The organism is Paracoccus aminovorans, assembly GCF_900005615.1.
GTDB classification, from domain to species: domain Bacteria; phylum Pseudomonadota; class Alphaproteobacteria; order Rhodobacterales; family Rhodobacteraceae; genus Paracoccus; species Paracoccus aminovorans.
Map to the genome: position 1 here is coordinate 1,266,608 of NZ_LN832559.1, position 25,191 is coordinate 1,291,798.

Consider the following 25,191-nt stretch of genomic DNA (forward strand, 5'->3'; position numbering starts at 1 on the left):
GGACGCGATGCGTTACGTTTCGACCCGGGGACGGGCTCCGGTCTTGGACTTCCAACAGGCGATGATGACCGGGCTCGCGCGCGACGGCGGGCTGTATCTGCCCGAGGCCATCCCGATGTTCTCGGGTGACGAGATCGCCGCGCTCGAGGGCCTGCCCTATGAGGAGGTCGCGCTGCGCGTCGTCGCCCCCTTCGTCGGCGACAGCTTCACCACCGAGGAACTGAAGGGCGCCATCGCCCGCGCCTATGCCGGTTTCGACCATGTCGCCCGCGCGCCACTCGTCCAGCTTGCCCCCGGCCATCACCTGCTGGAGCTGTTCCATGGGCCGACGCTGGCCTTCAAGGACTTCGCCATGCAGCTGATCGGCCAGTTGTTCCAGCTGGCGCTGCGGCGCTCCGGCCAGCGGGTGACGATCCTGGGCGCGACCTCGGGCGATACCGGTTCGGCCGCGATCGAGGCGTTCCGGGGTCTCGACAACGTGGACGTGTTCATCATGTATCCGCATGGCCGCGTCAGCGAGGTGCAGCGCCGGCAGATGTCCACCCCCGCCGATGCCAATGTCCATGCGCTGGCGGTGGACGGCACTTTCGACGACTGCCAGGCGCGGCTGAAGGACCTGTTCAACGACCACGCTTTCCGCGATGCGGTCGGGCTGGCCGGCGTGAACTCGATCAACTGGGCGCGGGTGCTGGCGCAGATCGTCTATTACTTCACCGCCGCCGTTTCCCTGGGCGCACCGGGCCGCGAGGTGGATTTCACCGTCCCGACCGGCAATTTCGGCGACATCTTCGCCGGCTCCATCGCCCGGGCCATGGGCCTGCCCACCGGCCGGCTGGTGGTGGCGACCAACCAGAACGACATCCTGCACCGGGCGCTGACCACGGGCGAATATCGCGTGGGCGAGGCGCAGCCCTCGATCAGCCCGTCGATGGACATTCAGGTCAGCTCGAACTTCGAGCGCGCGCTGTGGCTGGCCTATGGCCGCGACGGCGCCGCCGTGGCGCAGCTGATGGACGAGCTGAAATCCGGCGGCTTCACCATCAGCCAGGGCGCCTTGCAGCACCTGCGCGAGACCTATGTCTCGGGCCGTGCCTCCGAGGCCGAGACCACGGCGATGATCGCCACCATCCGCGCGGAAACCGGCGAGGTGATCTGCCCGCATACCGCCGTCGCCGTAAAGGTCGCGCGCGAACACCTGCGCCCCGGTGTGCCGATGATCTCGCTTTCGACGGCGCATCCGGCGAAATTCCCCGACGCCGTGCAGGACGCCATCGGCATCCGCCCCGGCCTGCCGCCGCATATGGCGGATCTTTTCGAGCGCGAGGAGCGCATCACCCGGATCGGCAACGACCCCGAGGCGCTCAAGTCGCTGATCCTTGAACGGAGGTCTGCTTGACCCAGCCGAACATCAGCGCGCTGCCGAACGGGCTGCGCGTCGTCACCCGGGCCATGCCCGGCCTGCATTCCGCCGCCATCGGCATCTGGGTCAACGCGGGTTGCCGCGACGAACGCGCCGAGCAGAACGGCATCGCGCATTTCCTGGAACACATGGCTTTCAAGGGCACGGCCACGCGCTCGGCCCTGGAAATCGTCGAGACCATCGAAAATGTCGGCGGCTATATCAACGCCTATACCTCGCGCGACGTGACCAGCTATTACGTCCGGGTGCTGGCGGGCGACGTGGCGCTGGCGCTGGACGTGATCGCCGACATCGTGCTGAACCCGGTGTTCGAGCCGCGCGAGATCGAGGTCGAGCGCGGCGTGATCCTGCAAGAGATCGGCCAGTCGCTGGATACGCCCGACGACGTGATCTTCGACTGGCTGCAAGAGGCCGCCTATCCCGACCAGCCCATGGGCCGCACCATCCTGGGCCCGGCCGAGCGCGTCAGCCATTTCACCCGCGACGACCTGTCGCGCTTCATCGGCGAGCATTACGGCCCCGAGCGCATGATCGTCGCCGCCGCCGGCGCGGTGGACCATGACCGCATCCTGCGCCAGGTCGAGGCGATCTTCGGCGGGCTGGCGGCGCGTCCCGTCACCACTCGCGAGCCCGCCCGCTGGCAGGGCGCCGAGGCGCGGCGCGTGAAGAAGCTGGAACAGGCCCATTTCGCCCTGGCCTTCGAGGGGCCGGGCTACCAGGATCCCGATTTCTATGCGGCGCAGATCTGGACCGCGGCGCTTGGCGGCGGCATGTCCTCGCGCCTGTTCCAGAAGATCCGCGAGGAAAAGGGGCTCTGCTATTCGATCTTCGCGCAGTCGGGCTTTCACGACGATACCGGCATGGTGACGATCTATGCCGGCACCTCGGGCGATCAGGTCGCCGACCTGGCCATGCTGACCGTGGACGAGCTGAAACGCTCGGCCGAGGACATGACCGAGGTCGAGGTGGCCCGCGCGCGGGCCCAGCTCAAGGCCGGGCTACTGATGGGGCTGGAAAGCCCGACCGGCCAGGCCGAGCGCATGGCGCGGTCGCTGGCGATCTGGGGCCGGGTGCCCGACCCGGCCGAGGTGGCCGAGCGCATCGATGCCGTGACCGCGGCGCAGGTCCGCGACCATGCCCAGCGGCTGATCGGTCACGCCCGCCCGGCGCTGGCGCTTTACGGCCCGGTCAGGGCCGCCCCCACGCGCGAGGAACTGGCCGAAAGGATCGCCGCCTGATGTTCGGCCGCCGCCGTCCGATTCGCCTTGAAACCGAGCGGATGGTGCTGCGCCTGCCGGAGCATCAGGATTTCATGCCCTGGGTGGCGCTGCGGGTCGAAAGCCGCGCCTTCCTGACCCCGTGGGAGCCGGTCTGGGCCACCGACCACCTGTCCAAGCGCAGTTTCACCAACCGGGTCTATTGGGCGCAGCGCGCCAGCCGCAACGGCACCGCGCTGGCGCTGTTCCTGATCCGCCGCGACGGCCTGCTGCTGGGGGCGATCACGCTGGACAACATCCGGCGCGGCCCGGCGCAATCGGCGACCATCGGCTACTGGATCGGCCAGCCCCACGTCCGGCAGGGCTATATGCGCGAGGCCATCGGCCGGCTGGTGCAGCACGCCTTCGGCGAGATGGACCTCAGCCGGATCGAGGCCGCCTGCCTGCCCGAGAACACGCCCTCGCGCGGGGTGCTGGAACGCTCGGGCTTCAAATACGAGGGCGTGGCGCAAAGCTATCTGCAGATCAACGGCCGCTGGCGCAACCATGTGCTTTACGCGAACCTGCGCCACGACCGCCGCGGCAAGACCGAGGTGCGGTGATGCTGAATCCGGCCGATGACGCCCTGGCCGCGCGCCTGCCCGCGGGCGTGCTGCGCGAGGTGGCGCCGGCCTATCTGGAGGAGCCGCGCGGCCGCTGGCACGGCCGGGCCGGGCTGATCGCCGCGCCGCGCACCACCGCCGAGGTCGCCGCCGTGGTCCGCGCCTGCGCCGAGGCCCGCGTCGGCATCGTGCCGCGCGGCGGCGGCACCGGCCTGGTCTCGGGCCAGGTCATGCCCGAAGGGCCGGCGCCGCTGATCCTGTCGCTGGAACGCATGATCGCGCTGCGCGGCATCTGGCCCGAGGAGAACGTGCTGGTGGCCGAGGCCGGCATGACGTTGCAAGCCGTGCGCGACGCAGCCGAGGCGGTGGGGCGGCTGTTTCCGCTGTCGCTGGCCAGCCAGGGCACGGCGGCCATCGGCGGCTGCCTGTCGACCAATGCCGGCGGCGTCACCGCGCTGCGCTACGGCACCGCCCGCGCGCTGTGCCTGGGGATCGAGGCGGTGTTGCCCGACGGCTCGGTCGTCCACGACCTGAAGCGGCTGCGCAAGGACAATACCGGCTACGACATCCGCGACCTGCTGATCGGGGCCGAGGGCAGCCTGGGCATCATCACCGCCGCCAGCCTGAAGCTGGTGGTGCCGCCGCCGGGGATCGGCACCGCCATGCTGCAGGTGCCTTCGCCCGAGGCGGCGCTGACGCTGCTGTCGCTGGCCGAAGGGCGCATGGCCGGCGGCGTCACCGCCTTCGAGCTGATCGGCGGCCAGGGGCTGGCCTTCCTCGCCGAGGTGCTGCCCGAGATCCGCCAGCCCTTGCCCGGCGCCGCATGGTCGGTGCTGATCGAGGTCGGCCTGCCCGCCGGCCTGCCCCCCGAGGGCGCGCTTGAGGCGCTGCTCGAGGACGCGATGGAACGCGGGCTGGTTCTGGACGGGGCGATCGCCCAGTCCGGCCAGCAGGCGGCCGCGTTCTGGCATCTGCGCGAACATATCCCCGAGGCGAACCGCCGCATCGGCGCCGTCGCCAGCCACGACATCAGCCTGCCGCTGTCGGAAGTGGCGGGGTTCATCCGCGATGCCGGTGCGGCGCTGGCGGGCGAGGGGCTGCGGATCAACTGCTTCGGTCATCTGGGCGACGGCAACCTGCATTACAACCTGTTCCCGGCGCCCGGCCGCAGTCGCGCCGATTACGACGACCGGCGCCGGGCGCTGTCGCATCTTGTGCATCAGATGGTGGTGGATCGCGGCGGCTCGTTCTCGGCCGAGCACGGCGTCGGCCGGCTGAAGGTGGGCGACCTGGAACGCTGGGCCGACCCGGCGCGGCTGGCCGTCATGCGGGCGATCAAGGCCACGCTCGACCCGCTGGGGATCATGAACCCGGGGGCGGTGCTTTCAACAGCGGGCTGAGCCGCGCCCGCAGATGGTCGAGATAGGCCGATAGCCGCGGCGGGACGAAGGGCTGCGGCAGCGAGACCGCCTGGATGTCCAGCTGCGGCCGGGCGAAATCCGGCAGCAGACGCTGCAGCCGGCCCTCGGCCACGTCGCGCGCCACCACGAAGCTGGGGATCAGCGCCACGCCCTCGCCCTCCAGCACCAGCTGCCGCACCGCCTGGGCGCTGTTGACGGTGATCCGGCCGGGCAGCGGCACGCTGACCGCCTTGCCCTCGATCAGGAAGCTGGCCCGTCCCGGGGTCTGGGCATTGCTGTCGCGGATGCACAGATGGTCGCGCAGCGCCTCGGGATGCGCGGGGCGGGGGTGGCTGGCCAGATAGGCCGGGCTGGCGACGGCCCAGGCCTCGGTCTGGCCGATGCGGCGGGCGATCAGGCTGGAATCCGGCAATTGCCCGATCCGCAGCGCCAAGTCGAACCCCTCGGCCGCCAGATCGACATAGCGGTCGGTCAGGTGCAGGTCGAGCGAGAGCGCCGGGTGGCGGCGGGTGAAGTCGCGGGTCAGCACCGCGACGAACATCTCGCCGAAGGTCACCGGCGCGGTCACCCGCAGCCGGCCGGTCAGGGCGCCCTCCTCGGCGCTGGCCTGGCCGTCGAGCTCTTCGACCGCCGCCAGCACCCGGCGCGCCGCGGCCAGGTAACGCTCGCCCGAGGGCGTCAGCGACAGCGCCCGGGTGGTGCGGTTCAGCAGCGTGACGCCCTGCTGCCCTTCCAGTGCCGCGACATATTTGCTGACCAGCTTGTTCGAAATCCTCAGCCGATCGCCCGCCCGCGTGAACGAGCCGGCATCGACCACGGCGACAAAGGCGCGAATGCCGTCGATCCTGTCCATGGTATTCCTCATTCCGGGGACAATGTTTCCATGAATATGCCCATTTTTGCGACAATCGCCAAGCACTACCTTTGGCGGCAGTGAACAGGATCCAAGGAAACATCCCATGACCTCTGCTGAGCATCGCGGCGCGGCCGCAAACGGGCGCAATACCGACCTGGCTGCCCTCCTCTTGCGCGCCGTGACCGGCGCCTGGTTTCTGACCCACGGGCTGACCAAGCTGCTGGTCTTCACGCCCGCCGGCACGGCGGGCTATTTCCGCTCCATCGGTCTGCCCGGCGCGCTTGGTCCTTTGACCATGGTGCTGGAGATCGCGGGCGGGCTGGCGCTGATCGCGGGGCTTTTCACCCGCCAGGTGGCGCTGGTTCTGGCCGCGGTGCTGCTGGGTGCGGCCTGGTTCGGCCATGGCGGCAACGGCTTTGCTTTCGGCAATCCCGGCGGCGGCTGGGAATATCCGGTGCTTTGGGCCGTCGTCATGCTGGCGCTGTCGGCGCTGGGTGATGGGGCCTGGTCGCTGGGCCGTCGTCGCTGACGGTCTTGCGGCGCGGCGCGCTTGCCGCTTGCGTGGGCAAAGGCGCGTCTCGCGAAACCTGCGGGGTGCGTTTCTGCGTGGCCGCAGCGGGGGCTCCGCCCCCCGCCTTTCAGGCCCCTCGACGGGGCTTGAAAGGCGTCCCCCGGAGTATTTGGAGAACGAAGAGGATCACCAGGCCGGGATGACGGCGCCCTGGTATTTTTCCTCGATGAACGTCTTCACCGCCGGGTCGTGATAGGCCTCGACCAGCTCCTTGGCCCAGGGGGCGTTCTCATCGGCCTTGCGCACCACGATGATGTTGGCATAGGGGCTGTCGGCCTTTTCCATGGCGATGGCGTCCTTGCTGGGATCGAGGCCCGCATCCAGCGCGTAATTGGTGTTGATGACGGCGATATCGGCATCGGCGAGCGCGCGGGGCAGTTGCGCGGCTTCGAGTTCCAGAAACTTCAGCTTTTTCGGATTGCCGGTCACGTCGAGCGGCGAGGGGGTCAGGCCGGTGTTTTCGGCCAGCGTGATCACGCCCTTTTCCTGCAGGATCAGCAGCGCGCGGCCGCCGTTGGTGGGGTCGTTCGGAATCGCGACCTTGGCGCCTTCGGGCAGATCGTCCAGCGATTTCAGCTTCTGCGAATAGACCCCCATCGGCGTGGTGATGGTCTTGGCGATACTGACCAGGTCGAAGCCGCGGTCCTTGATCTGGTTGTCCAGATAGGGCTGGTGCTGGAAGCTGTTGGCGTTCAGGTCGCCGTCGTTCAGCGCCTGGTTCGGCACCACGTAATCGGTGAATTCGACGATGTCGATGGTCAGGCCCTTGGCCTTTGCCACCTTGGCGACCTCTTCCATGATCTCGCCATGCTCGCCGGGCGAAACACCGACCTTGATCTCTTCGGCGGCTGCCATGCTGGCGGCCAGGGCAAGCGCCGAGGCGAGGGTGGCAAGGCTGAATATGCGCATGGGTCTGGTCCTTTCAGGGTTATCGGCCCCGGTTGCGGGGCGCGCGCTTGTCGAAACGGGCGGCGATCCATTCGCCGGCCGATTGCACCAGTTGCACCAGCACGATCAGGATCACCACCACGGCCAGCATCACCTCGGGCATGAAGCGCTGATAGCCGTAGCGGATGCCGAGATCGCCCAGGCCTTCGCCGCCCACCGCGCCGACCATGGCGGAATAGCCGATCAGGCTGACGACGGCGAGCGTCAGGCCCAGGATGATGCCGGGCATCGCCTCAGGGATCAGCACCTTGCGGACGATCTGGCCCGGCGTGGCGCCCATGGCGCGGGCGGCCTCGATCAGGCCGGCATCGACCTCGCGAATCGCGGTCTCGATGAGGCGGGCGATGAAGGGGGCGGCTGCGATGGTCAGCGGCACGGTGGCCGCGGTGGTGCCGATCGAGGTGCCGGCGATCAGCCGCGTGAAGGGGATGATCGCCACCACCAGGATGATGAAGGGCGTCGAGCGCGCCGCATTCACCACGAGGCCGAGGACGGTGTTGAGCCAGGGCGCGGACAGCAGTTCGCCCCGGCGCGAGGTGGCCAGGAACACGCCCAGCGGCCCGCCGATCAGCGTGCCGAGCAGCGTCGACATGGCGACCATGTAGAGCGTTTGCAGCGTGGCTTCCCACAGGATCGGAATCAGGTTAGCCGACATAGCCCAGCACCTCGGTCAGAAGCCCGTGTTCCTCCAGGAAGGCCTGCGATTCGGCCAGCCGCGCGGCGGGCAGGCCGACGATCAGGCTGCCGAAGGGGCGGGCGCCGATTTCCTCGATGGCGCCGGCCAGGATGTTGACGCCGACGCCGCGTTCGGCGGTCAGCCGCGCCAGCATCGGGTCGGTGGCATGGGCGCCGATGAAGGTGATCTGCACCACCGCCTGCGCCTCCGTGCCCTGCGGCGCTTCCCGCATCTGACCGGCGACGAATTGCGGCACCGCGACGCCGGTCACCCCGGTCAGGAACGAGCGCGTGGTGGCATGGGCGGGTTTCGAGAACACGTCGTAGGTCTCGCCCGCCTCGACGATGCGGCCGGCCTCGATCACCGCGACATGGCTGCAGATATCGCGGACCACCGCCATCTCATGGGTGATGAGCAGGATGGTCAGGCCGAGGTCGCGGTTGATCGCCTGCAACAGCTCCAGCACCTGCCGGGTGGTGTCGGGGTCCAAGGCCGAGGTCGCCTCGTCCGACAAGAGCACGCGCGGGCCGGTGGCGAGCGCCCGGGCGATGCCGACGCGCTGCTTCTGCCCGCCCGAAAGCTCGGCCGGATAGCGGCCCGCCTGTGCGGTCAGGCCGACGCGCTCGATCAGTTCGGCGGTGCGCGGCGCGATCTTCGCGGGATCGGTCCCGGCGATTTCCAGCGGCAGGGCGATGTTTTCCGCCGCGGTGCGGCTGGCAAGCAGGTTGAAATGCTGGAAGATCATCCCGACCTGACGCCGGACCGCCCGCAGCGCGGGACCCGAGGCGGCGCCGACGTCGCGGCCGTTGACGATGACCTTGCCGGTGCTGGGCCGTTCCAGCCCGTTCACCATGCGCAGAAGGGTGGACTTGCCGGCGCCCGAGCGTCCGATGATGCCGGTGATCGCACCCTGCGGCACGTCCAGCCAGATGTCGTGCAGCGCCACGACGTCGCTGCCGCCCTTTTGCGGATAGCGGCGGGTCACGCCCTGGAATGAGATTGCCGGCTCTGCCATCTGCCCGTGCCTTGAATGTCAGCCGAGACCTATGCCCGGCGGGCCGGGCTTGGCAAGGGGCAGGGCGGTCGCAAAGGGGCAACGCCATTCCAAACCCGGCCCGGGTGGTGGAATGGCGTTCTTTTCGCGGGGATTACGCTGCGGAAAGCGCGGCGACGATGGGGCCGAAGTCGCTGGCCTTGAGGCTGGCGCCGCCGACCAGCGCGCCGTTCACATGCGGGATGGCGAAGATTTCCGCCGCGTTGCCCGGCTTGACCGAGCCGCCATAGAGCAGGGCGAAGTCGGCGCCGTCGGCGAAGCGCGCGGCCAGACGGTCGCGCATCAGGGCGTGGACCTCGGCGATCTGGTCGTTGGTGGGCGTGCGGCCGGTGCCGATGGCCCAGACCGGCTCATAGGCGATCACCGTGTTCGCCGCCGTGGCGCAGTCGGGCACCGAGCCGGCGAGCTGGGCCGAGATCACGTCCAGCGTCTGGCCCGCGTCGCGTTGCGCCTCGGTCTCGCCGACGCAGATCACCGCAACCAGGCCCGCCTCATGCGCGGCGGTGGCTTTGGCGGCGACCTGGGCGTCGGTCTCGGCATGGTCGGTGCGGCGCTCGGAATGGCCGAGGATGACATGGCTCGCGCCCACGTCCTTCAGCTGGCCGGCGGCGATGTCGCCGGTATGGGCGCCCGAGGGCTTCGCGTGGCAGTCCTGGCCGCCGGTGGCGATGCCCTTGGCGGCCACGGCCTGGATCAGAGTCGCGGGCGGGCAGATCAGCACGTCGCAGCCCGCTGGTTGCGCCAGGACCCTGTCGATCTCGGCCAGCGCGGCCAGGGTTCCGTTCATCTTCCAATTGCCGGCGGCGAGTTTGCGCGGGGCCATCAGCCTCTCCCTTGTTGTGCTGTCAGGGGATTAGGCCGGCTGCCGGGGCGGATCAAGGATGGGTGCGCTAACGCCCGGCACGCTAGAGCTTCGGCGCGGCGCCCGCGGCATTGCCCGCGATGGCGAAGCTGACCGATTCGCCGCAGCCGCAGGCGTCGGTCACGTTCGGGTTGCGGAACCTGAAGCCGGATTCGAGCATGCCGGTCTCGTAGTCGATCTCGGTCCCGAACAGATACATCTGCGCGGTGGGGGCGATCAGCACCCGCGCTGCGCCCTGTTCGACGACCTCGTCGCCGGGCGAGGCGGTCTCGGCCAGCTCCATGGTGTATTCCATGCCGGCGCAGCCGCCCTTCTTCAGGCCGATGCGCAGCCCGCTGGCGGATTTCGCGGCCATCAGCCGGGCGATCTGGCGCTCGGCCGCTTGGGTGATGGTGACGGGGCTCTTGCCGGGGATCGAGAACATGCGCGCCTTCCTTGTTCGCTGCCCCTCATTTAAGTGCGTGAAACCTGCCGCTCAAGGGCCTGGGCCGCTTGACTCTGGGGGGAACGCGGCTATAAGCGCCGCTTCATTGGTGTTGGTGGACCCCGCAAGGGGAACCCTGTCGGGCATTATGCCAAAGGACAACGCCCTTCGACAACGTGTAAAGAAGGAGATCAGCGATGACCAAACGCACCGCTGCCAAGTACAAGATCGACCGCCGCATGGGCGAGAACATCTGGGGCCGCGCCAAGTCGCCGGTGAACAAGCGCGAATACGGTCCCGGCCAGCACGGCCAGCGCCGCAAGCAGAAACTGTCGGACTTCGGCACCCAGCTGCGCGCCAAGCAGAAGCTGAAGGGCTATTACGGCGACCTGACCGAGAAGCAGTTCCGCCGCATCTATTCGGAAGCCGAGCGCGTCAAGGGCGACACCGGCGAGAACCTGGTCGGCCTGCTGGAGCGGCGCCTGGACGCCGTCGTCTATCGCGCCAAGTTCGTGCCGACCATCTTTGCCGCCCGCCAGTTCGTGAACCACGGCCATATCGAGGTGAACGGCAAGCGCGTGAACATCGCCTCCTACCGGGTGAAAGAGGGCGACGTGGTCTCGATCCGCGAGCGTTCGCGCCAGCTGGCCATCGTGCTGGAATCGGTGGGCCTGGCCGAGCGCGACGTGCCGGACTACCTGGAAGTCGACCACAACAAGATGACCGCGACCTTCGTGCGCACTCCGGCCCTGGGCGACGTGCCCTATGCCGTGCAGATGGAGCCGAACCTGGTCGTCGAATATTACGCCAAGAACTGATCCCTTCGGATCGCGCGGAGTTCAGGGCCGTCCCTTTCGGGGCGGCCTTTTCCTTTGCCCGCCCTTGCGCCAGAATGGCGGCATGGAACAGGACCGGCCAAGACTTCTGGCGGGCGGGAACCCGCAGATCGCCAAGGGCTATGGCGAGGCGGTGGTGCAGGCCTATCTGGCCGCCGTGCCGGGCTGGAAGCAGGACGCGTGCCGCCGGCTCGACGCGGCCGTCACCCGCGAGCTGCCAAGCGTGGTCAAGGCGGTGAAATGGAACTCGCCCTTCTACGGTATGGAGAAGGACCTGTGGTTTCTCAGCTTTCACTGCATGACCCGCTATATCAAGCTGGCCTTCTTTCGCGGCGCGTCGCTGCAACCGATGCCGCCGGTCGGGTCTAGGCAGCCCGAGGTGCGTTACCTGCATGTCTGGGAATCCGAGCCGCTGGATGAGGGCCGGTTCGCCGACTGGCTGCAGCAGGCCAGCCGGCTGCCCGGCGTCAGGATGTAGCCGCGCCGGGGGCCGGGCGATCACAATGCGCGGATCGCCGGGCGGGACGGATTGCAAGCCGCCGCCGCATCGCGGATTTTCGGGTCCGGATTTCCAGACGCGGAGGATGCGATGCGGGTTGTGGCGGTTCTGATGGCGGCGCTGTTGGCCGGGCCTGCGGCGGCGCAGGACAAGCCGGCGGCTGAAGAGAGGCTGTGGACCTGCGACACCTCGATCGCCGGCGAGAAGACCGAGATCAACTATGTCCGCGACGCCGAATTCCGCCAGAACGTCGGGCGGCTGGAAAAGAACCTGTCCGGCTGGGGCCGGATCAGCTGCCCCGGCTATGTCACGCTGCGCGAGATCCTGCGTCGCAACCAGATGGCCGACGACGGCAGCTATTGCCTGCTCTGGGACAAGCAGAACGACACCTATATCGGCGCCCGGAAGGGCGCGCGCAAAGGCAATGCGCTGTGCCGCAAGACCCTGTGCGAGCGGGTGAACGGCACGCGGCAGGCGGCCTTCCGCAATGCCAATGCGCTGGCGGTGGCCGGCTATGACGCGGTGACGCAGCGGCCGGGGGCGACGATCCTGGCGGCGACCTCGGGCTCGATGGTCGGCACGCTGGAAGCGGCGGGTGCGGCGGCGGTGGGCGTGGCCTCGTCGCCGGTCGCGGTGGGCTCGATGGTCATCGGCTCGGCTGCGGTGGGCGGCACCATGTGGTATTGCGCCGAGGAATAGGCTTGCACCCGGCTGCGAGGATCGTTTAGTTACGTTATAACGTAACTAACGAGGACAAGACATGCGAGGGACTTTGATGGGGGCCGCACTGCTGGCGGCGGCGCTGGGGCTGGGGCAGGCCGCGGCCGAGACGGCGCATGACCATGACCATGGGCACGACCATGCCCATGATCACGGCCACGCCCATGATCACGGCAAGAACTCCGTCTACAGCGGTTATTTCGAGGATGCGCAGGTCGCGGACCGGCCGCTTTCGGATTGGCAGGGCGACTGGCAATCGGTCTATCCCTATCTGCGCGACGGGACGCTGGACCCGGTCCTGGCCCACAAGGCCGAGACCGGCGACAAGAGCGCCGAGGAATACCGCGCCTATTACGAGACCGGCTATCGCAGCGACATCGACCGGATCGAGATCGACGGCGACCGCGTGACCTTTCACGGCAAGGAAACCGTCTCGGGCCGGTATCAGCCCGTCGGGCATGAAATCCTGACCTATGAGAAGGGCAACCGCGGCGTGCGCTTCATCTTCCGGAAGGTCGAGGGCGACGCGGGCGCCCCGGGCTTCATCCAGTTCAGCGACCACAAGATCGCGCCCGAGAAGTCCGACCACTTCCACATCTACCTGGGCGATGACCGCGCCGCGCTGCTCAAGGAGATGGAGCACTGGCCGACCTATTACCCGGCCGGGCTGGACAGTGCCGGGATCGTGGCCGAGATGCTGGCCCATTGACGCGAAAAGGCCCCGGAAAACCGGGGCCTTTTCCATTCCGGCGGGCGGGGATCAGGCTTTCGCCAGGTTGCGCAGCACGTAATGCAGCACGCCGCCGTTTTCCAGATATTCGATCTCGACCTCGGTATCGACGCGGGCCTTCAGCTGGATCACCTTCACGGTCCCGTCGGCGTAGCGGATGGTGGCGGGCACCAGCGACAGCGGCTTGAAGTCGCCTTCCAGCCCGTCGATCGAGATCACCTCGTCGCCGGTCAGCCCCAGCGTCTTGCGGTTGTCGCCGCCGGTGAACTCGAAGGGGATCACGCCCATGCCGACCAGGTTCGAGCGGTGGATGCGCTCGAAGCTTTCGGCGATGACCGCCTTGACGCCCAGAAGGTTGGTGCCCTTGGCGGCCCAGTCGCGGCTGGAGCCGGCGCCGTATTCGATCCCGCCGATCACCACCAGCGGGATGCCGGCGTCCTTGTAGGCCATGGCGGCGTCGTAGATCGAGGTCTGCTGGCCGTCGGGACCCTTGGAATAGCCGCCCTCGACGCCGTCCAGCATCTCGTTCTTGATGCGGATGTTGGCAAAGGTGCCGCGCATCATCACTTCATGGTTGCCGCGGCGCGAGCCGTAGCTGTTGAAGTCCTTGGGCGCGACCTGCCGCTCGGTCAGGTATTTCCCGGCCGGCGTGGTCGGCTTGAACGAGCCGGCGGGCGAGATGTGATCGGTGGTGATCATGTCGCCCAGCAGCGCCAGGACGCGCGCGCCGTCGATATTGTGGATCGCGCCCTTTTCCTTGCCCATGCCCTGGAAATAGGGCGGGTTCTGGATATAGGTCGAGGTCGGCGGCCAGTCGTAGGTCTCGCTGTCGGTGACCTCGACGCCCTGCCAGCGCTCGTCGCCCTTGAACACGTCGGCATATTTCGCCTGGAACATCTCGCGCGTGACGATGGTGTCGACCAGTTCCGCGACCTCTTTCGAGCTGGGCCAGATGTCCTTCAGGAACACCGGCTTGCCCTCGGCCGTATGGGCCAGCGGCTCGGTCGTCAGGTCGATGTTCATGTCGCCGGCGATGGCATAGGCGACGACCAGCGGCGGCGAGGCCAGATAGTTCGCCCGCACGTCGGGGCTGATGCGGCCCTCGAAGTTGCGGTTGCCGGACAGGACCGAGACCGCGACCAGGTCGTTCTCGTTGACCGATTTCGAGATTTCCGGCGCCAGCGGCCCCGAGTTGCCGATGCAGGTGGTGCAGCCGAAGCCGACCAGGTTGAAGCCCAGCGCGTCCAGGTCGTCCTGCAGGTTCGCGGCGCGCAGATATTCCTCGACCACCTGCGATCCGGGCGCCAGCGAGGTCTTGACCCAGGGCTTGCGGTTCAGGCCGAGCGCGCGCGCCTTGCGGGCGACCAGGCCCGCCGCCATCAGCACATAGGGGTTCGAGGTATTGGTGCAGGAGGTGATCGCCGCGATCACCACCGAACCGTCGCGCAGGGTATAGTCCTGGCCCTCGACCGTGCCGGTGTTCAGGTGACCGTGGTGGCTGCCCGGGATCTCGGAGGGCTTGGGATCGGGGGCGCCGCCCTCGCGCGTCATCTTTTCCTTCTGCTCGGCCGAGACCGAGGGGGCGGGGCGGATGCCCAGGATATAGTCGCTGAACGCCTTGGCCGAGTCGGTCAGCGCCACATGGTCCTGCGGCCGTTTCGGGCCCGAGATCGCCGGGACCACGGTCGACTGGTCCAGCTCCAGCGTCGAGGAGTAGACCGGGGCATAGTCTTTGGTGCGCCAGAAGCCGTTGGTCCTGGCATAGGCCTCGACCAGGGCGATGCGGCTTTCGTCGCGGCCGGTCTGGCGCAGATAGCGCAGGGTCTCGTCGTCGATGGGGAAGAAGCCGCAGGTGGCGCCGTATTCGGGGGCCATGTTGGCGATGGTGGCGCGGTCCGCCAGCGGCATGTGGTCCAGGCCGTCGCCATAGAATTCGACGAACTTGCCGACCACGCCGTGCTTGCGCAGCATCTGCACGACCTTCAGCACCAGGTCGGTGGCGGTCACGCCCTCGGTCAGCGCGCCGGTGATCTTGAAGCCCACGACCTCGGGGATCAGCATCGAGATCGGCTGGCCCAGCATCGCGGCCTCGGCCTCGATGCCGCCGACGCCCCAGCCCAGCACGGCCAGGCCGTTGACCATGGTGGTGTGGCTGTCGGTGCCGACCAGCGTGTCGGGATAGGCCACTTCGACGCCGTTCTGGTCCTTGTCGGTCCAGACGGTCTGGGCCAGATATTCCAGGTTCACCTGGTGGCAGATGCCGGTGCCGGGCGGCACCACGCGGAAGTTGTTGAAGGCGTTCTGCCCCCATTTCAGGAAGGTATAGCGCTCCATGTTACGCTCGTATTCCAGATCGACGTTCAACTGGAAGGCGCGCGGGGTGCCGAATTCGTCCACCATGACCGAATGGTCGATGACCAGGTCCACCGGGTTCAGCGGGTTGATCCTCTGCGGATCGCCGCCCAGCGCCTTGATGCCGTCGCGCATCGCGGCCAGGTCGACCACGGCCGGAACGCCGGTGAAGTCCTGCATCAGCACGCGGGCCGGGCGATAGGCGATCTCGCGCGGGTTCTTGCCGCCCAGGTCCGCCCATTCGGCGAAGGCGCGGATGTCGTCAACGCTGACCGTGCGGCCGCCGTCCTCGAAGCGCAGCAGGTTTTCCAGCACCACCTTCAGAGAGGCCGGAAGCCGGGAGAAATCGCCCAGGCCGGCCTCGGTCGCGGCGTCGATCGAGTAATAGGCGATGGACGAGCCGCCGACCTGAAGCTGGCGGCGCGTCTTCGCGGTGTCTGTTCCTGTTTCGATGGGCATGACTCGGCTCCCTATCCTGGAAAAAGGTGGCTGATGGCTGGTGCTGCTTGCCATGTGCCCCTTTTCCGAGGTCGGATCAAGGGGGCGCGGGCAGGTTTGTATGCGATGGTATGCAAATTTTTCGCACCAGGGCGCAGCATTGCCCGCATCCCGGCCGGGTCGGGAACGGAAAAGCCCCGCCGGCGGGCGACCGGCGGGGCTGGTCTTGGATCGCGGCGGACGGCCGGCTTAGTCGCGGTTGCCCATGAACTGCAGCAGGAACATGAACAGGTTCAGGAAGTCCAGGTACAGCTGCAAGGCGCCCATGATCGCAGCCTTGCCCAGGAAATCGCGGTCCGAATTCGCCAGTTGCAGATAGGTGTTCTTGATGTTCTGCGTGTCGAAGGCGGTCAGGCCGGCAAAGATCAGCACGCCGATCGCCGAGATGGCGAATTGCATGGCGCTGGATTTCAGGAAGATGTTCACGATCGAGGCGACGATCAGCCCGATCAGGCCCATCATCAGGAAGGTGCCCATGCCCGACAGGTCGCGCTTGGTCGTGTAGCCGTAAAGCGACAGGCCGGCAAAGGCGATGGCCGTGATCAGGAAGGTCTGGATGATCGAGAAGCTGGTGTAGACCATGAAGATCCAGCTGATCGACAGGCCCATGAGTGCGGCGAAGACATAGAAAACGGTCGTCGCGGCCGAAACCGACAGCCGGTTCAGCGCGGCGCCGAAGCCGAAGACCACCAGCAGCGGCGCGAACATGATCACCCAGCGCAGCGGCGAGGTATAGATCGCGGCGCCGAGCCCGGTCAGCGTGCCGTCCGGGTTCATGGCCAGGCCCGAGATGCCCCAGGCGGCGCCCGCGGTCACCAGCATGGCCACGGCCATCAGGCCGTAGACCTTGTTCATATAGGCCCGCAGGCCTTCATCCACGGCAGCCGAGCGCGTCGCGGTCCCGGCCGTGCGGATCGAATTGTAGTCTTGCATAAGTTCTCCCCGGTCGAAAATCGCGGTGCAGCCGCAACGGCCCACCATCCCCGCAAATATCGGCGAGACGGGTCCCTATTTCAATGCGATCGCGGCGATTTGCGCGGCATTTGACGAAAATTTCATGTGCTAACGATCACCTTGCCGGTCGAGCGGCGGGATTCCAGCAGATCATAGCCCTCGGCCAGCCGGTCCAGCGTCACGGTGGCGCCGACATGGGGGCGCAGCTTGCCCTGCGCGTAAAGCGCGAACAGCGCCTGGATGTCCTGGCGCAGCAGCGCCGGGTCCAGCTTGCGGTAGCCGCCCCAGTAAAAGCCGTGGATGGCGATGTTCTTGACCAGCGCGTGGTTCAGCGGCAGCGCGGGCGGCTTGCCGCCGGCAAAGCCGATGACCAGGAAGCGGCCGCCTGCGCGCAATGCCCCGAAGGCCGCTGCGCCCGGGGCGTCGCCGACCGGGTCGTAGACCACGTCCACGCCGCCCAGTTCGCGCAGCGCGGCGCGCAGGTCGGGACAGGTGTCGCTGTCGATGCAGACCGCCGCCCCCGCCGCCCGCGCCACCGCCAGCTTGTCCTCGCCCCGCGCCACGGCGACGACGCGGGCGCCGAGCGCGGCGCCGATCTCGACCGCCGTCAGGCCGACGCCGCCGGCGGCGCCCAGCACGGCCAGGGTCTCGCCCGGGCGCAGGCCGGCGCGCAGGGTCAGCGCGAAATGGCTGGTGCCATAGGCGATCAGGAAGCCCGCCGCCTCGTCATAGCCCATGCCTTCGGGGATCGGGTGGCAGTCGGCGGCGGCGAAGAGATTGGCCTCGGCCATGGTGCCCTGGGCCTGGACGGCGACGCGGGTGCCCGGGGTCAGGTCCACGCCGGGGCCGGCGGCCAGGATCTCGCCCGCGCCTTCGAGGCCGGGGATGAAGGGCAGGGCAGGGGTTTCCTGGTAGCGGCCGGTCGTCATCAGCAGATCGGCGAAATTCAGCGCAGCGGCATGGATGCGGACCAGAACCTGCCCGGGTCCCGGCGCCGGCAAAGCCTGCGTCCCGGGCACCGGCCGTCCTGCCATTTCCTTGATTTGCATCATTTTCCAATTGCTGCCCATGATCCATCCTCTGCTCGTCCGGGCGATTCCGGCACTGCTTTTTCCTGTCTTTACCGGGGCTTCGGATAGTCTGCCGGACCGGTCGCATGCGATTGTCTTTTTGGACAGGTCTACATTATCGAACTCGAAAATTGCGTCAAACTGGTGTAGCGCCCGTTTAGATTGAGTGAGGTGTTACCATGAAGCACAACGTGGATGTCCATGTCGGCAAGCGTATCCGCCACCGCCGTTGGATGATCGGCATGACCCAGCAGCAGTTGGCCGAGAAGGTGGGGATCAAGTTCCAGCAGATCCAGAAATACGAGACCGGCATGAACCGGGTCTCGGCTTCGCGGCTGTGGGACATTGCCCAGGCGGTGGACGTGCCGATCAGCTTCTTCTTCGAGGGACTCGAGGACGGCCATCTGCACGATGCGGTCGCAGGCGACATCCTGGCCGACAAGGAAGCGCTGCAGCTGGTCCGCGCCTATTACGCCATGCCCGAGGCGCAGCGCCGCCAGATCTTCGAGCTGGCGCGGGTGCTGTCCGACGCGGCCTGAGCCGCGGGGCCGCACAGGCTTCCGCTCGCGGCGACGAGCGGCTAAACCTGCACCCAGCAACGTCCCGGGGGCAGGCGATGACAAGCGCGAACGATCAAATCCCTGTTGAAGGGGCCGAGCGGATCATGGCCGTGGCGCATCGCCTGGCCGACGCGGCCCGCATCGAGACCCTGGGCCTGTTCCGCAGTCCCGGGTTGCACCCCGACAACAAAGCCGCCGCCGGCTTCGACCCGGTGACCGAGGCCGACCGGGCCAGCGAGCGCGCCATGCGCGCGATCCTGGCCGCCGAGCGCCCCGAGGACGCGATCCTGGGCGAGGAATACGGTGTCCAGAACGGACAGAGCGGCCTGACCTGGGTGCTGGACCCGATCGACGGCACCCGCGCCTTCATGGCCGGCGCGCCCAGCTGGGGCGTGCTGATCGGGCTTTCCGATTCCGACGGGCCGATCTACGGCATCGTCGACCAGCCGCATCTGGACGAGCGCTTCGAGGGCGGGCTGGGCCGCGCCCGGCTGATTTCGCGCGGAGAGGAACGGCCGCTGGCCACCCGACGCGGCGTGGCGTTGGCCCAGGCCACGCTGATGACCACCTATCCCGAGGTCGGCAGCCCGACCGAACACGCCGCCTTCCGCCGCGTGGCCGAGCGGGCGCGGCTGGTGCGCTACGGGCTCGACTGCTATGCCTATGCGCTGCTGGCGGCCGGCCATGTCGATCTGGTGATCGAGGCCGGGCTGCAGCCCTATGACGTGGCCGCGCCCATCGCCGTGGTGCGGGCCGCGGGCGGAGTTGCCACCGACTGGCGGGGCGGTCCGGCGCATCACGGCGGCACCCTGATCGCCGCCGGCTCGCCCGAGCTGCACGCCGAGGCGCTGGCGCTTCTGAACGGCGATTGAGGCCCGCGCGCCGCGCCCCTATGGTGGCGCCGAATTCCATCCTCGTCCCCAGCCCCGCACTCCGAGGAGCCAGCCGATGACCGAGCCCCGCGAAGCCGAGACCGAGACCCCCGAGGACGATTTCCGCCTGAACCGGCAGGAGCAGGAGGCGATCAACAGGGCGGTCGACGACGGCGACGGCCCGGCGCTGGACGCGCTGCTGGAGCCCATGCACGCCGCCGACATCGCCGACCTGATCGAGCAGCTGACCCCCGCCCGGCGGCGCGAGTTCCTGCACCTCTACTCCGGCGAGATCGACGGCGAGATCCTGTCCGAGATCGACGAATCGATCCGCGACGAGGTGGTCGAGCAGCTGCCCCGCGACGTGCTGGCCGAGGCCGTGCGCGAGATGGACAGCGACGATGTCGTCGACCTGATCGAGGACATGACCCCGCCCGAGCAGCAGGAGATCCTGGCGGCGCTGGACGACAGCGACCGGGCCGCGGTAGAACGCTCGCTGACCTATCCGGAATATTCGGCCGGCCGGTTGATGCAATCCGAGGTGGTCACCGCCCCCGAGCATTGGACGGTGGGCGAGACCATCGACTTCCTGCGGGCCGAGGAATGGCTGCCCGACCAGTTCTATCACGTCATCTTGGTCGATCCGCGCCGCCACCCAACCGCCTATGTCACGCTGGGCAAGCTTCTGGCCTCGCGCCGCGACACCCCCTTGCGCGACATCACCGAGGACAGCTTTCGCCCGATCAGCGTGCTGGCCGAGGAAGGCGACGTGGCCTATGCCTTCAACAAGTATCACCTGATCTCGGCGCCGGTGGTGGACGAGGATGACCGGCTGGTCGGCGTCATCACCATCGACGACGCCATGTCCGTGCTGGACGAAGAGCACGAGGAGGACTTCCTGCGCATGGCCCGGGTCTCGGACGAAAGCCACGTCTCGGACGGGCCGTTCCAGACCGCGCGGCAGCGGCTGCCCTGGCTGGTGGCGAACCTGTTCACCGCCTCGCTGTCGGCGCTGGTGATCTCGCGCTTCGAATCGACGCTGACGCAGCTGGTGATCCTGGCGGCGCTGATGCCCATCGTCGCCTCGACCGGGGGCATCGCCGGCACGCAGTCGCTGGCCGTCGCCGTGCGGGCGCTGGCCACGCGCGAGCTGACCAGCGCCAACGCCCGCCGCGTGATCCTGCGCGAACTGGCGGCGGGGATGCTGAACGGGCTGGGGCTGGCGGCGATCCTGTTCCTGGCCGGCAGCCTGATCCTGGGTGCGCCGATGATCGGGGCGGTGCTGGGCATGGCGATGATCGCCAATCAGATCGTCGCCGCGACCGGCGGCGTGCTGGTGCCGCTGGGGCTCAGCCGGCTGGGGCTGGACCCGGCGCTGGCCTCGGGGACTTTCGTGACCACCATGACCGACATGATGGGTTTCTTTGCATTTCTGGGACTTGCCTCATGGATACTGATCTGAAATCGGCGCTGCGCCAGCAGGCGCTGGCGGCGCGCGCCGCGGGCGGCGATGCCGCGGAACTGACCCGGCGGCTGATCGCGGCCCTTGCCCCCCATCGCGGCAAGGTGCTGGCCGGCTATTGGCCGATGCGCGACGAGGCCGATCCGCGGCCGGCCATGGAGGCGCATGACGGCCCGGTCTGCCTGCCCGTGGTCACCGGCCCGGCGCGGCCGCTGCTGTTCCGCACCGCCGACGGCCGGCTGGAGCCGGGCGGCTTCGGCACCAGCCATCCGCCCGCCGATTCGGCGGAGCTGCGCCCCGAGGTGCTGATCGTGCCGCTGGCCGGCTTCGACCGCACCGGTAACCGGCTGGGCTATGGCGGCGGTTTCTACGACCGGACCCTGGAATCGCTGCGCGCCGCCGGCCCGGTCCTCGCCATCGGCCTGGCCTATGCCGTGCAGGAGATTCGCGCGATTCCCGCCGAGCCGACCGACCAGGTGCTGGATATGATCGTCACGGACCGCGAGGTCATTCTGCCGCAGGCTGAAAATCGCGATGCGTGATTTCTGGAACGAAACTGCAACCCTGGCGCGATTAGGGCGGGGATAAGCCTGTGGAAAACACCTGAACCGCAGCTGGGAAGCGCGTCGGATCGCTTGGATTTTCCGCCCGCGCCGCGCCGCCGGCACTTGTTAACAAGGCGTCGGGGGCGAATCTGCGGCGCGCTGCGCGGCAGCCGAGGTCGGCGCTGTAAAGCGAAAAAACCGATTGAAATGCAGGCAAACTCGCGTCAGTTTGTGTCCCAGGTTCGCGGCGCCACCAGATCTTGTGTCTCTTGCTAGGCAAAGATCCAGATCGGCTGAACGCGGCAGATTCAAAAAACAAGGCTTTCCGACGCCGTCCGCAGGATCGGCCGCACCGTGCTTGAATGGGCGCGGGCCGGCTTGCTGCGGCGTCCGGCAAGGCGAGGATGAGGGACAGCAGGTCATGCGGATCGAACGGCATTTCACCACGGCCGAGGGCGGCGCCTATGGGGAACTGGCCTTTGCCACCACCACCAGCGAGATCCGCAATCCCGACGGCACGGTCGTGTTCCGCAACGAATCGGTGGAGGTGCCGCAGGGCTGGAGCCAGGTCGCCTCGGACGTGATCGCGCAGAAATATTTCCGCAAGGCCGGTGTTCCGGCGCGGCTGAAGCGCGTCAAGGAAAAGGGCGTGCCCGAATTCCTGTGGCGCTCGGTCCCCGATCAGGAGGCGATGGCGGACCTGCCGGAAGAGGCGCGGCAGGTGGGCGAGACCTCGGCCCGCCAGGTTTTCGACCGGCTGGCCGGCGCCTGGGCCTATTGGGGCTGGAAGGGTGAGTATTTTTCGAACGAAGAAGACGCCCGCGCCTATTACGACGAGATGCGTTTCATGCTGGCGGCGCAGATGGGGGCGCCGAACAGCCCGCAATGGTTCAACACCGGGCTGCATTGGGCCTATGGCATCGACGGGCCGTCGCAGGGGCATTTCTATGTCGATTACAAGACCGGCACGCTGGTGAAATCGGAAAGCGCCTATGAGCATCCGCAGCCCCATGCCTGCTTCATCCAGTCGGTTTCGGACGATCTGGTGAACGAGGGCGGCATCATGGACCTGTGGGTCCGCGAGGCGCGGCTTTTCAAATACGGCTCGGGAACGGGCACCAATTTTTCGTCCCTTCGAGGGGAGGGCGAGAAACTGTCGGGCGGCGGGAAATCTTCGGGGCTCATGGGCTTCCTGAAGATCGGAGACCGCGCAGCCGGCGCGATCAAATCGGGCGGCACGACCCGACGCGCGGCAAAGATGGTGATCTGCGACATGGATCACCCCGACATCGAGCAGTTCATCAACTGGAAGGTCATCGAAGAGCAGAAGGTCGCCTCGCTGGTTGCCGGTTCCAAGATGCACGAACGGAAGCTGAACGAGATCTTCGCCGCGATCCGCGGTTGGGACGGCAGCATGGAAGACGCTGCCGACCCGGCCCGGAACGCGGCGTTGAAATCGGCGATCCGCAGCGCAAAACGCAGCATGATCCCGGAAACCTATGTCAACCGGGTTCTGCAATACGCCCGGCAGGGCTTTGATTCGATTGAATTCCCGACCTATGATACCGATTGGGATTCGGATGCCTATTCCTCGGTCTCGGGGCAGAATTCCAACAATTCGGTGCGGGTCACGGATGCGTTCCTGCGCGCCGTGCGCGAGGATGCGCCCTGGGAGCTGCTGCGCCGCACCGACGGCAAGGTGGCCAAGACGGTCTCGGCACGTGCGCTGTGGGACCAGATCGGCCATGCCGCCTGGGCCTGCGCCGATCCGGGCATCCAGTTCCACGACACCGTCAACGCCTGGCACACCTGCCCCGAGGACGGGCCGATCCGCGGCTCCAACCCGTGCAGCGAATACATGTTCCTGGACGATACCGCCTGCAACCTGGCGTCGATGAACCTGCTGACCTTCTGGAAGGGCGACGGTTTCGACGCGGATGCCTATGTCCATGCCTGCCGGCTGTGGACGCTGACGCTGGAGATCAGCGTGCTGATGGCGCAGTTCCCCAGCCGCGAGATCGCGCAGCGCAGCTACGACTTCCGCACCCTGGGCCTGGGCTATGCCAATATCGGCGGGCTGCTGATGACCATGGGCCTGAGCTATGACAGCGACCAGGGCCGGGCGCTGTGCGGCGCGCTGAGCGCGATCATGACCGGCGTGGCCTATGCCACCTCGGCCGAGATGGCGGCTGAGCTGGGGCCGTTCCCGGGCTACCGAAAGAACGCCGCGCATATGCTGCGGGTGATCCGCAACCACCGCGCCGCCGCCCATGGCACCGGGGCCTATCACGGCGTCAACGTCCGACCGGTCGAGCTGGACGCCGAGAACTGTCCCGATCCCCGGCTGGTGGCGCTGGCGCAGGGCGCCTGGGACGAGGCGCTGACCCTGGGCGAGGAGCACGGCTATCGCAACGCCCAGGCGACCGTGATCGCGCCGACCGGCACCATCGGGTTGGTGATGGATTGCGACACCACCGGCATCGAGCCGGATTTCGCCCTGGTCAAGTTCAAGAAGCTGGCCGGCGGCGGCTATTTCAAGATCATCAACCGCTCGGTCCCCGCGGCGCTGGAATCGCTGGGCTACGGCCCGGCGCAGATCGAGGAGATCGTCGCCCATGCCGTCGGCCACGCCAGCCTGGGGAATTGCCCCGGCATCAACCATGCCAGCCTGGTCGGCCATGGCTTCGGGCCGCGCGAGCTGGAAAAGATCGATGCGGCGCTGGCCTCGGCCTTCGACATCCGCTTCGTCTTCAACCAATGGACGCTGGGCGAGGACTTCTGCCGCGAGACGCTGGGCATCCCGGCCGAGCGGCTGAACGACCCCGGCTTCGACCTGCTGCGGCACCTGGGCTTTACCAGGGCGCAGATCGAGGCCGCGAACGACCATGTCTGCGGCACCATGACCCTGGAGGGCGCGCCGCATCTTCGCCCCGAGCATTACCCGGTCTTCGACTGCGCCAACGCCTGCGGCAAGAAGGGCACCCGCACCCTGTCGGTGGAAAGCCATATCCGCATGATGGCGGCGGCGCAGAGCTTTATCTCGGGCGCGATCTCGAAGACCATCAACATGGCCAACGACGCCACCATCGCCGATGCGCTGGCCGCCTATGAACTGTCCTGGTCGCTGGGGATCAAGGCCAATGCGCTGTATCGCGACGGCTCGAAACTGTCCCAGCCGCTGGCCTCGGCCCTGGTCGAGGACGACGAGGAGGCCGAAGAGATCCTGGCCAGCGGCAACCTGCAGGAGAAGGTCGCGGTCATCGCCGAGAAGGTGGTCGAGAAGATCATCGTCAAGGAGGCCGTGCGCAGCCATCGCGAGAAGCTGCCGCAGCGCCGCAAGGGCTATACCCAAAAGGCGATCATCGGCGGGCACAAGGTCTATCTGCGCACCGGCGAATACGACGACGGCAAGCTGGGCGAAATCTTCATCGACATGCACAAGGAAGGCGCGGGCTTCCGGGCGATGATGAACAATTTCGCCATCGCCGTGTCGGTCGGCCTGCAATACGGCGTGCCGCTGGAGGAATTCGTCGATGCCTTCACCTTCACCCGCTTCGAGCCGGCGGGCATGGTGCAGGGCAACGACAGCATCAAGAACGCGACCTCGATCCTGGACTACGTGTTCCGCGAACTGGCGGTCAGCTATCTGGACCGGACCGACCTTGCGCATGTGAAGCCGCAGGGCGCGCGTTTCGACGACCTGGGCGGCGGCGAGAACGAAAGCCAGCCCAATATCGCCCCGGTGGGCGAGGGCGCCTCGCGCTCGCTCGAAATGCTGCGGCAGATCAGCTCGACCGGCTATCTGAGGAAGCGCCTGCCGCAGGATCTGGTGGCCTTGCAGGCCGGGGTCTCGGTCGCGGCGGTCTCGACGGCCGAGGGCGCGGCGGCGGTGGTCACCATGGACGCGCGCGCCAAGGCCCGGTTGCAGGGCTATGAGGGCGATCCCTGTGGCGAATGCGGCAATTACACCCTGGTCCGGAACGGCACCTGCATGAAGTGCAACACCTGCGGCGCGACCAGCGGATGCAGTTGAGGGAGACCG

23 protein-coding genes are annotated in these 25,191 nt (G+C 67.7%); 14 read left to right on the forward strand and 9 right to left on the reverse strand.

Annotated features, from left to right (window positions below; all coding sequences use genetic code 11):
• The first annotated feature begins 7 nt into the window (after window positions 1-7).
• Genes thrC through JCM7685_RS06425 form a run of 4 tightly spaced genes read left to right on the forward strand, consistent with a single transcriptional unit; the run spans window position 8 to window position 4,639 of the window.
• Window positions 8-1,396: a threonine synthase gene (gene thrC / locus JCM7685_RS06410; RefSeq protein WP_074966582.1), complete on the forward strand. Its 1,389-nt coding sequence runs from the start codon at window positions 8-10 to the stop codon at window positions 1,394-1,396.
• A complete protein-coding gene (locus JCM7685_RS06415; protein WP_074966583.1) occupies window positions 1,393-2,658 on the forward strand; it encodes a M16 family metallopeptidase in 1,266 nt (421 codons plus the stop codon). The genes thrC and JCM7685_RS06415 overlap by 4 nt, the downstream gene beginning before the upstream one ends.
• Window positions 2,658-3,239, forward strand: a complete 582-nt coding sequence (locus tag JCM7685_RS06420) for a GNAT family N-acetyltransferase (RefSeq protein WP_074966584.1) — start codon at window positions 2,658-2,660, stop codon at window positions 3,237-3,239. The genes JCM7685_RS06415 and JCM7685_RS06420 overlap by 1 nt, the downstream gene beginning before the upstream one ends.
• A complete protein-coding gene (locus JCM7685_RS06425) occupies window positions 3,239-4,639 on the forward strand; it encodes an FAD-binding oxidoreductase (RefSeq protein WP_074966585.1) in 1,401 nt (466 codons plus the stop codon). Before JCM7685_RS06420 ends, JCM7685_RS06425 begins: the two co-directional genes overlap by 1 nt.
• On the opposite strand, the gene JCM7685_RS06430 is transcribed toward JCM7685_RS06425, so the two are convergent.
• A complete protein-coding gene (locus JCM7685_RS06430) occupies window positions 4,602-5,513 on the reverse strand; it encodes a LysR family transcriptional regulator (RefSeq protein ID WP_074966586.1) in 912 nt (303 codons plus the stop codon). The genes JCM7685_RS06425 and JCM7685_RS06430 overlap by 38 nt on opposite strands.
• 106 nt (window positions 5,514-5,619) lie before the next feature.
• Between JCM7685_RS06430 and JCM7685_RS06435 the strand changes: the two genes are divergently transcribed.
• A complete protein-coding gene (locus JCM7685_RS06435; RefSeq protein ID WP_083412599.1) occupies window positions 5,620-6,045 on the forward strand; it encodes a DoxX family protein in 426 nt (141 codons plus the stop codon).
• A gap of 168 nt (window positions 6,046-6,213) precedes the next feature.
• Here the strand turns inward: JCM7685_RS06435 and JCM7685_RS06440 are convergent, their stop codons facing one another.
• The 5 genes from JCM7685_RS06440 to JCM7685_RS06460 form a co-directional block, all read right to left on the reverse strand.
• On the reverse strand, window positions 6,214-6,996 hold the full coding sequence (locus JCM7685_RS06440) for a MetQ/NlpA family ABC transporter substrate-binding protein (protein WP_074966587.1): 783 nt from the start codon (window positions 6,994-6,996) through the stop codon (window positions 6,214-6,216).
• Window positions 6,997-7,015: 19 nt separating this feature from the next.
• A complete protein-coding gene (locus JCM7685_RS06445; protein WP_074966588.1) occupies window positions 7,016-7,690 on the reverse strand; it encodes a methionine ABC transporter permease in 675 nt (224 codons plus the stop codon).
• Window positions 7,680-8,726, reverse strand: coding sequence for a methionine ABC transporter ATP-binding protein (locus JCM7685_RS06450; RefSeq protein WP_074966589.1), 1,047 nt, complete (start codon window positions 8,724-8,726; stop codon window positions 7,680-7,682). Before JCM7685_RS06450 ends, JCM7685_RS06445 begins: the two co-directional genes overlap by 11 nt.
• 133 nt (window positions 8,727-8,859) lie before the next feature.
• Window positions 8,860-9,588, reverse strand: a complete 729-nt coding sequence (gene tpiA, locus JCM7685_RS06455; RefSeq protein ID WP_074966590.1) for a triose-phosphate isomerase — start codon at window positions 9,586-9,588, stop codon at window positions 8,860-8,862.
• A gap of 82 nt (window positions 9,589-9,670) precedes the next feature.
• Window positions 9,671-10,051, reverse strand: a complete 381-nt coding sequence (locus JCM7685_RS06460) for a HesB/IscA family protein (RefSeq protein WP_074966591.1) — start codon at window positions 10,049-10,051, stop codon at window positions 9,671-9,673.
• A gap of 197 nt (window positions 10,052-10,248) precedes the next feature.
• On the opposite strand from JCM7685_RS06460, the gene rpsD reads away from it, so the two are divergent.
• The 4 genes from rpsD (at window position 10,249) to JCM7685_RS06480 (ending at window position 12,815) form a co-directional block, all read left to right on the forward strand.
• A complete protein-coding gene (gene rpsD / locus JCM7685_RS06465) occupies window positions 10,249-10,869 on the forward strand; it encodes a 30S ribosomal protein S4 (RefSeq protein WP_074966592.1) in 621 nt (206 codons plus the stop codon).
• 82 nt (window positions 10,870-10,951) lie between these two features.
• On the forward strand, window positions 10,952-11,365 hold the full coding sequence (locus tag JCM7685_RS06470; RefSeq protein ID WP_083412601.1) for a DUF1801 domain-containing protein: 414 nt from the start codon (window positions 10,952-10,954) through the stop codon (window positions 11,363-11,365).
• A 111-nt stretch (window positions 11,366-11,476) separates the two neighbouring features.
• Window positions 11,477-12,085, forward strand: a complete 609-nt coding sequence (locus JCM7685_RS06475) for a hypothetical protein (RefSeq protein ID WP_074966594.1) — start codon at window positions 11,477-11,479, stop codon at window positions 12,083-12,085.
• Window positions 12,086-12,146: 61 nt separating this feature from the next.
• The gene (locus JCM7685_RS06480; RefSeq protein ID WP_074966595.1) at window positions 12,147-12,815 is read left to right on the forward strand and encodes a metal-binding protein ZinT; all 669 of its coding nucleotides are present in this window, start codon (window positions 12,147-12,149) and stop codon (window positions 12,813-12,815) included.
• A gap of 51 nt (window positions 12,816-12,866) precedes the next feature.
• Here JCM7685_RS06480 and acnA read toward each other — a convergent pair whose 3' ends face one another.
• The 3 genes from acnA to JCM7685_RS06495 form a co-directional block, all read right to left on the reverse strand.
• Complete coding sequence (gene acnA / locus JCM7685_RS06485) at window positions 12,867-15,647, reverse strand: aconitate hydratase AcnA (protein ID WP_074966596.1); 2,781 nt, start codon at window positions 15,645-15,647, stop codon at window positions 12,867-12,869.
• A 228-nt stretch (window positions 15,648-15,875) separates the two neighbouring features.
• Entirely contained in the window at window positions 15,876-16,619 is a 744-nt protein-coding gene (locus JCM7685_RS06490) for a Bax inhibitor-1/YccA family protein (RefSeq protein ID WP_074966597.1), read from the reverse strand.
• Between the two features lie 122 nt (window positions 16,620-16,741).
• A complete protein-coding gene (locus JCM7685_RS06495) occupies window positions 16,742-17,689 on the reverse strand; it encodes an NADPH:quinone oxidoreductase family protein (RefSeq protein ID WP_331716675.1) in 948 nt (315 codons plus the stop codon).
• A gap of 200 nt (window positions 17,690-17,889) precedes the next feature.
• On the opposite strand from JCM7685_RS06495, the gene JCM7685_RS06500 reads away from it, so the two are divergent.
• The 5 genes from JCM7685_RS06500 to JCM7685_RS06520 all read left to right on the forward strand — a co-directional run bounded on the left by JCM7685_RS06500 (window position 17,890) and on the right by JCM7685_RS06520 (window position 25,182).
• Complete coding sequence (locus tag JCM7685_RS06500; protein WP_074966598.1) at window positions 17,890-18,249, forward strand: helix-turn-helix domain-containing protein; 360 nt, start codon at window positions 17,890-17,892, stop codon at window positions 18,247-18,249.
• A 77-nt stretch (window positions 18,250-18,326) separates the two neighbouring features.
• The gene (gene hisN, locus JCM7685_RS06505) at window positions 18,327-19,142 is read left to right on the forward strand and encodes a histidinol-phosphatase (RefSeq protein WP_074966599.1); all 816 of its coding nucleotides are present in this window, start codon (window positions 18,327-18,329) and stop codon (window positions 19,140-19,142) included.
• Between the two features lie 76 nt (window positions 19,143-19,218).
• Window positions 19,219-20,604 carry a magnesium transporter gene (gene mgtE / locus JCM7685_RS06510; protein ID WP_100526041.1) on the forward strand — a complete coding sequence of 462 codons (1,386 nt, stop codon included), beginning with the start codon at window positions 19,219-19,221 and terminating at the stop codon, window positions 20,602-20,604.
• On the forward strand, window positions 20,589-21,146 hold the full coding sequence (locus JCM7685_RS06515) for a 5-formyltetrahydrofolate cyclo-ligase (RefSeq protein WP_074966600.1): 558 nt from the start codon (window positions 20,589-20,591) through the stop codon (window positions 21,144-21,146). Before mgtE ends, JCM7685_RS06515 begins: the two co-directional genes overlap by 16 nt.
• 424 nt (window positions 21,147-21,570) lie before the next feature.
• Window positions 21,571-25,182, forward strand: coding sequence for a vitamin B12-dependent ribonucleotide reductase (locus JCM7685_RS06520; protein WP_083412605.1), 3,612 nt, complete (start codon window positions 21,571-21,573; stop codon window positions 25,180-25,182).
• Window positions 25,183-25,191: the final 9 nt, after the last annotated feature.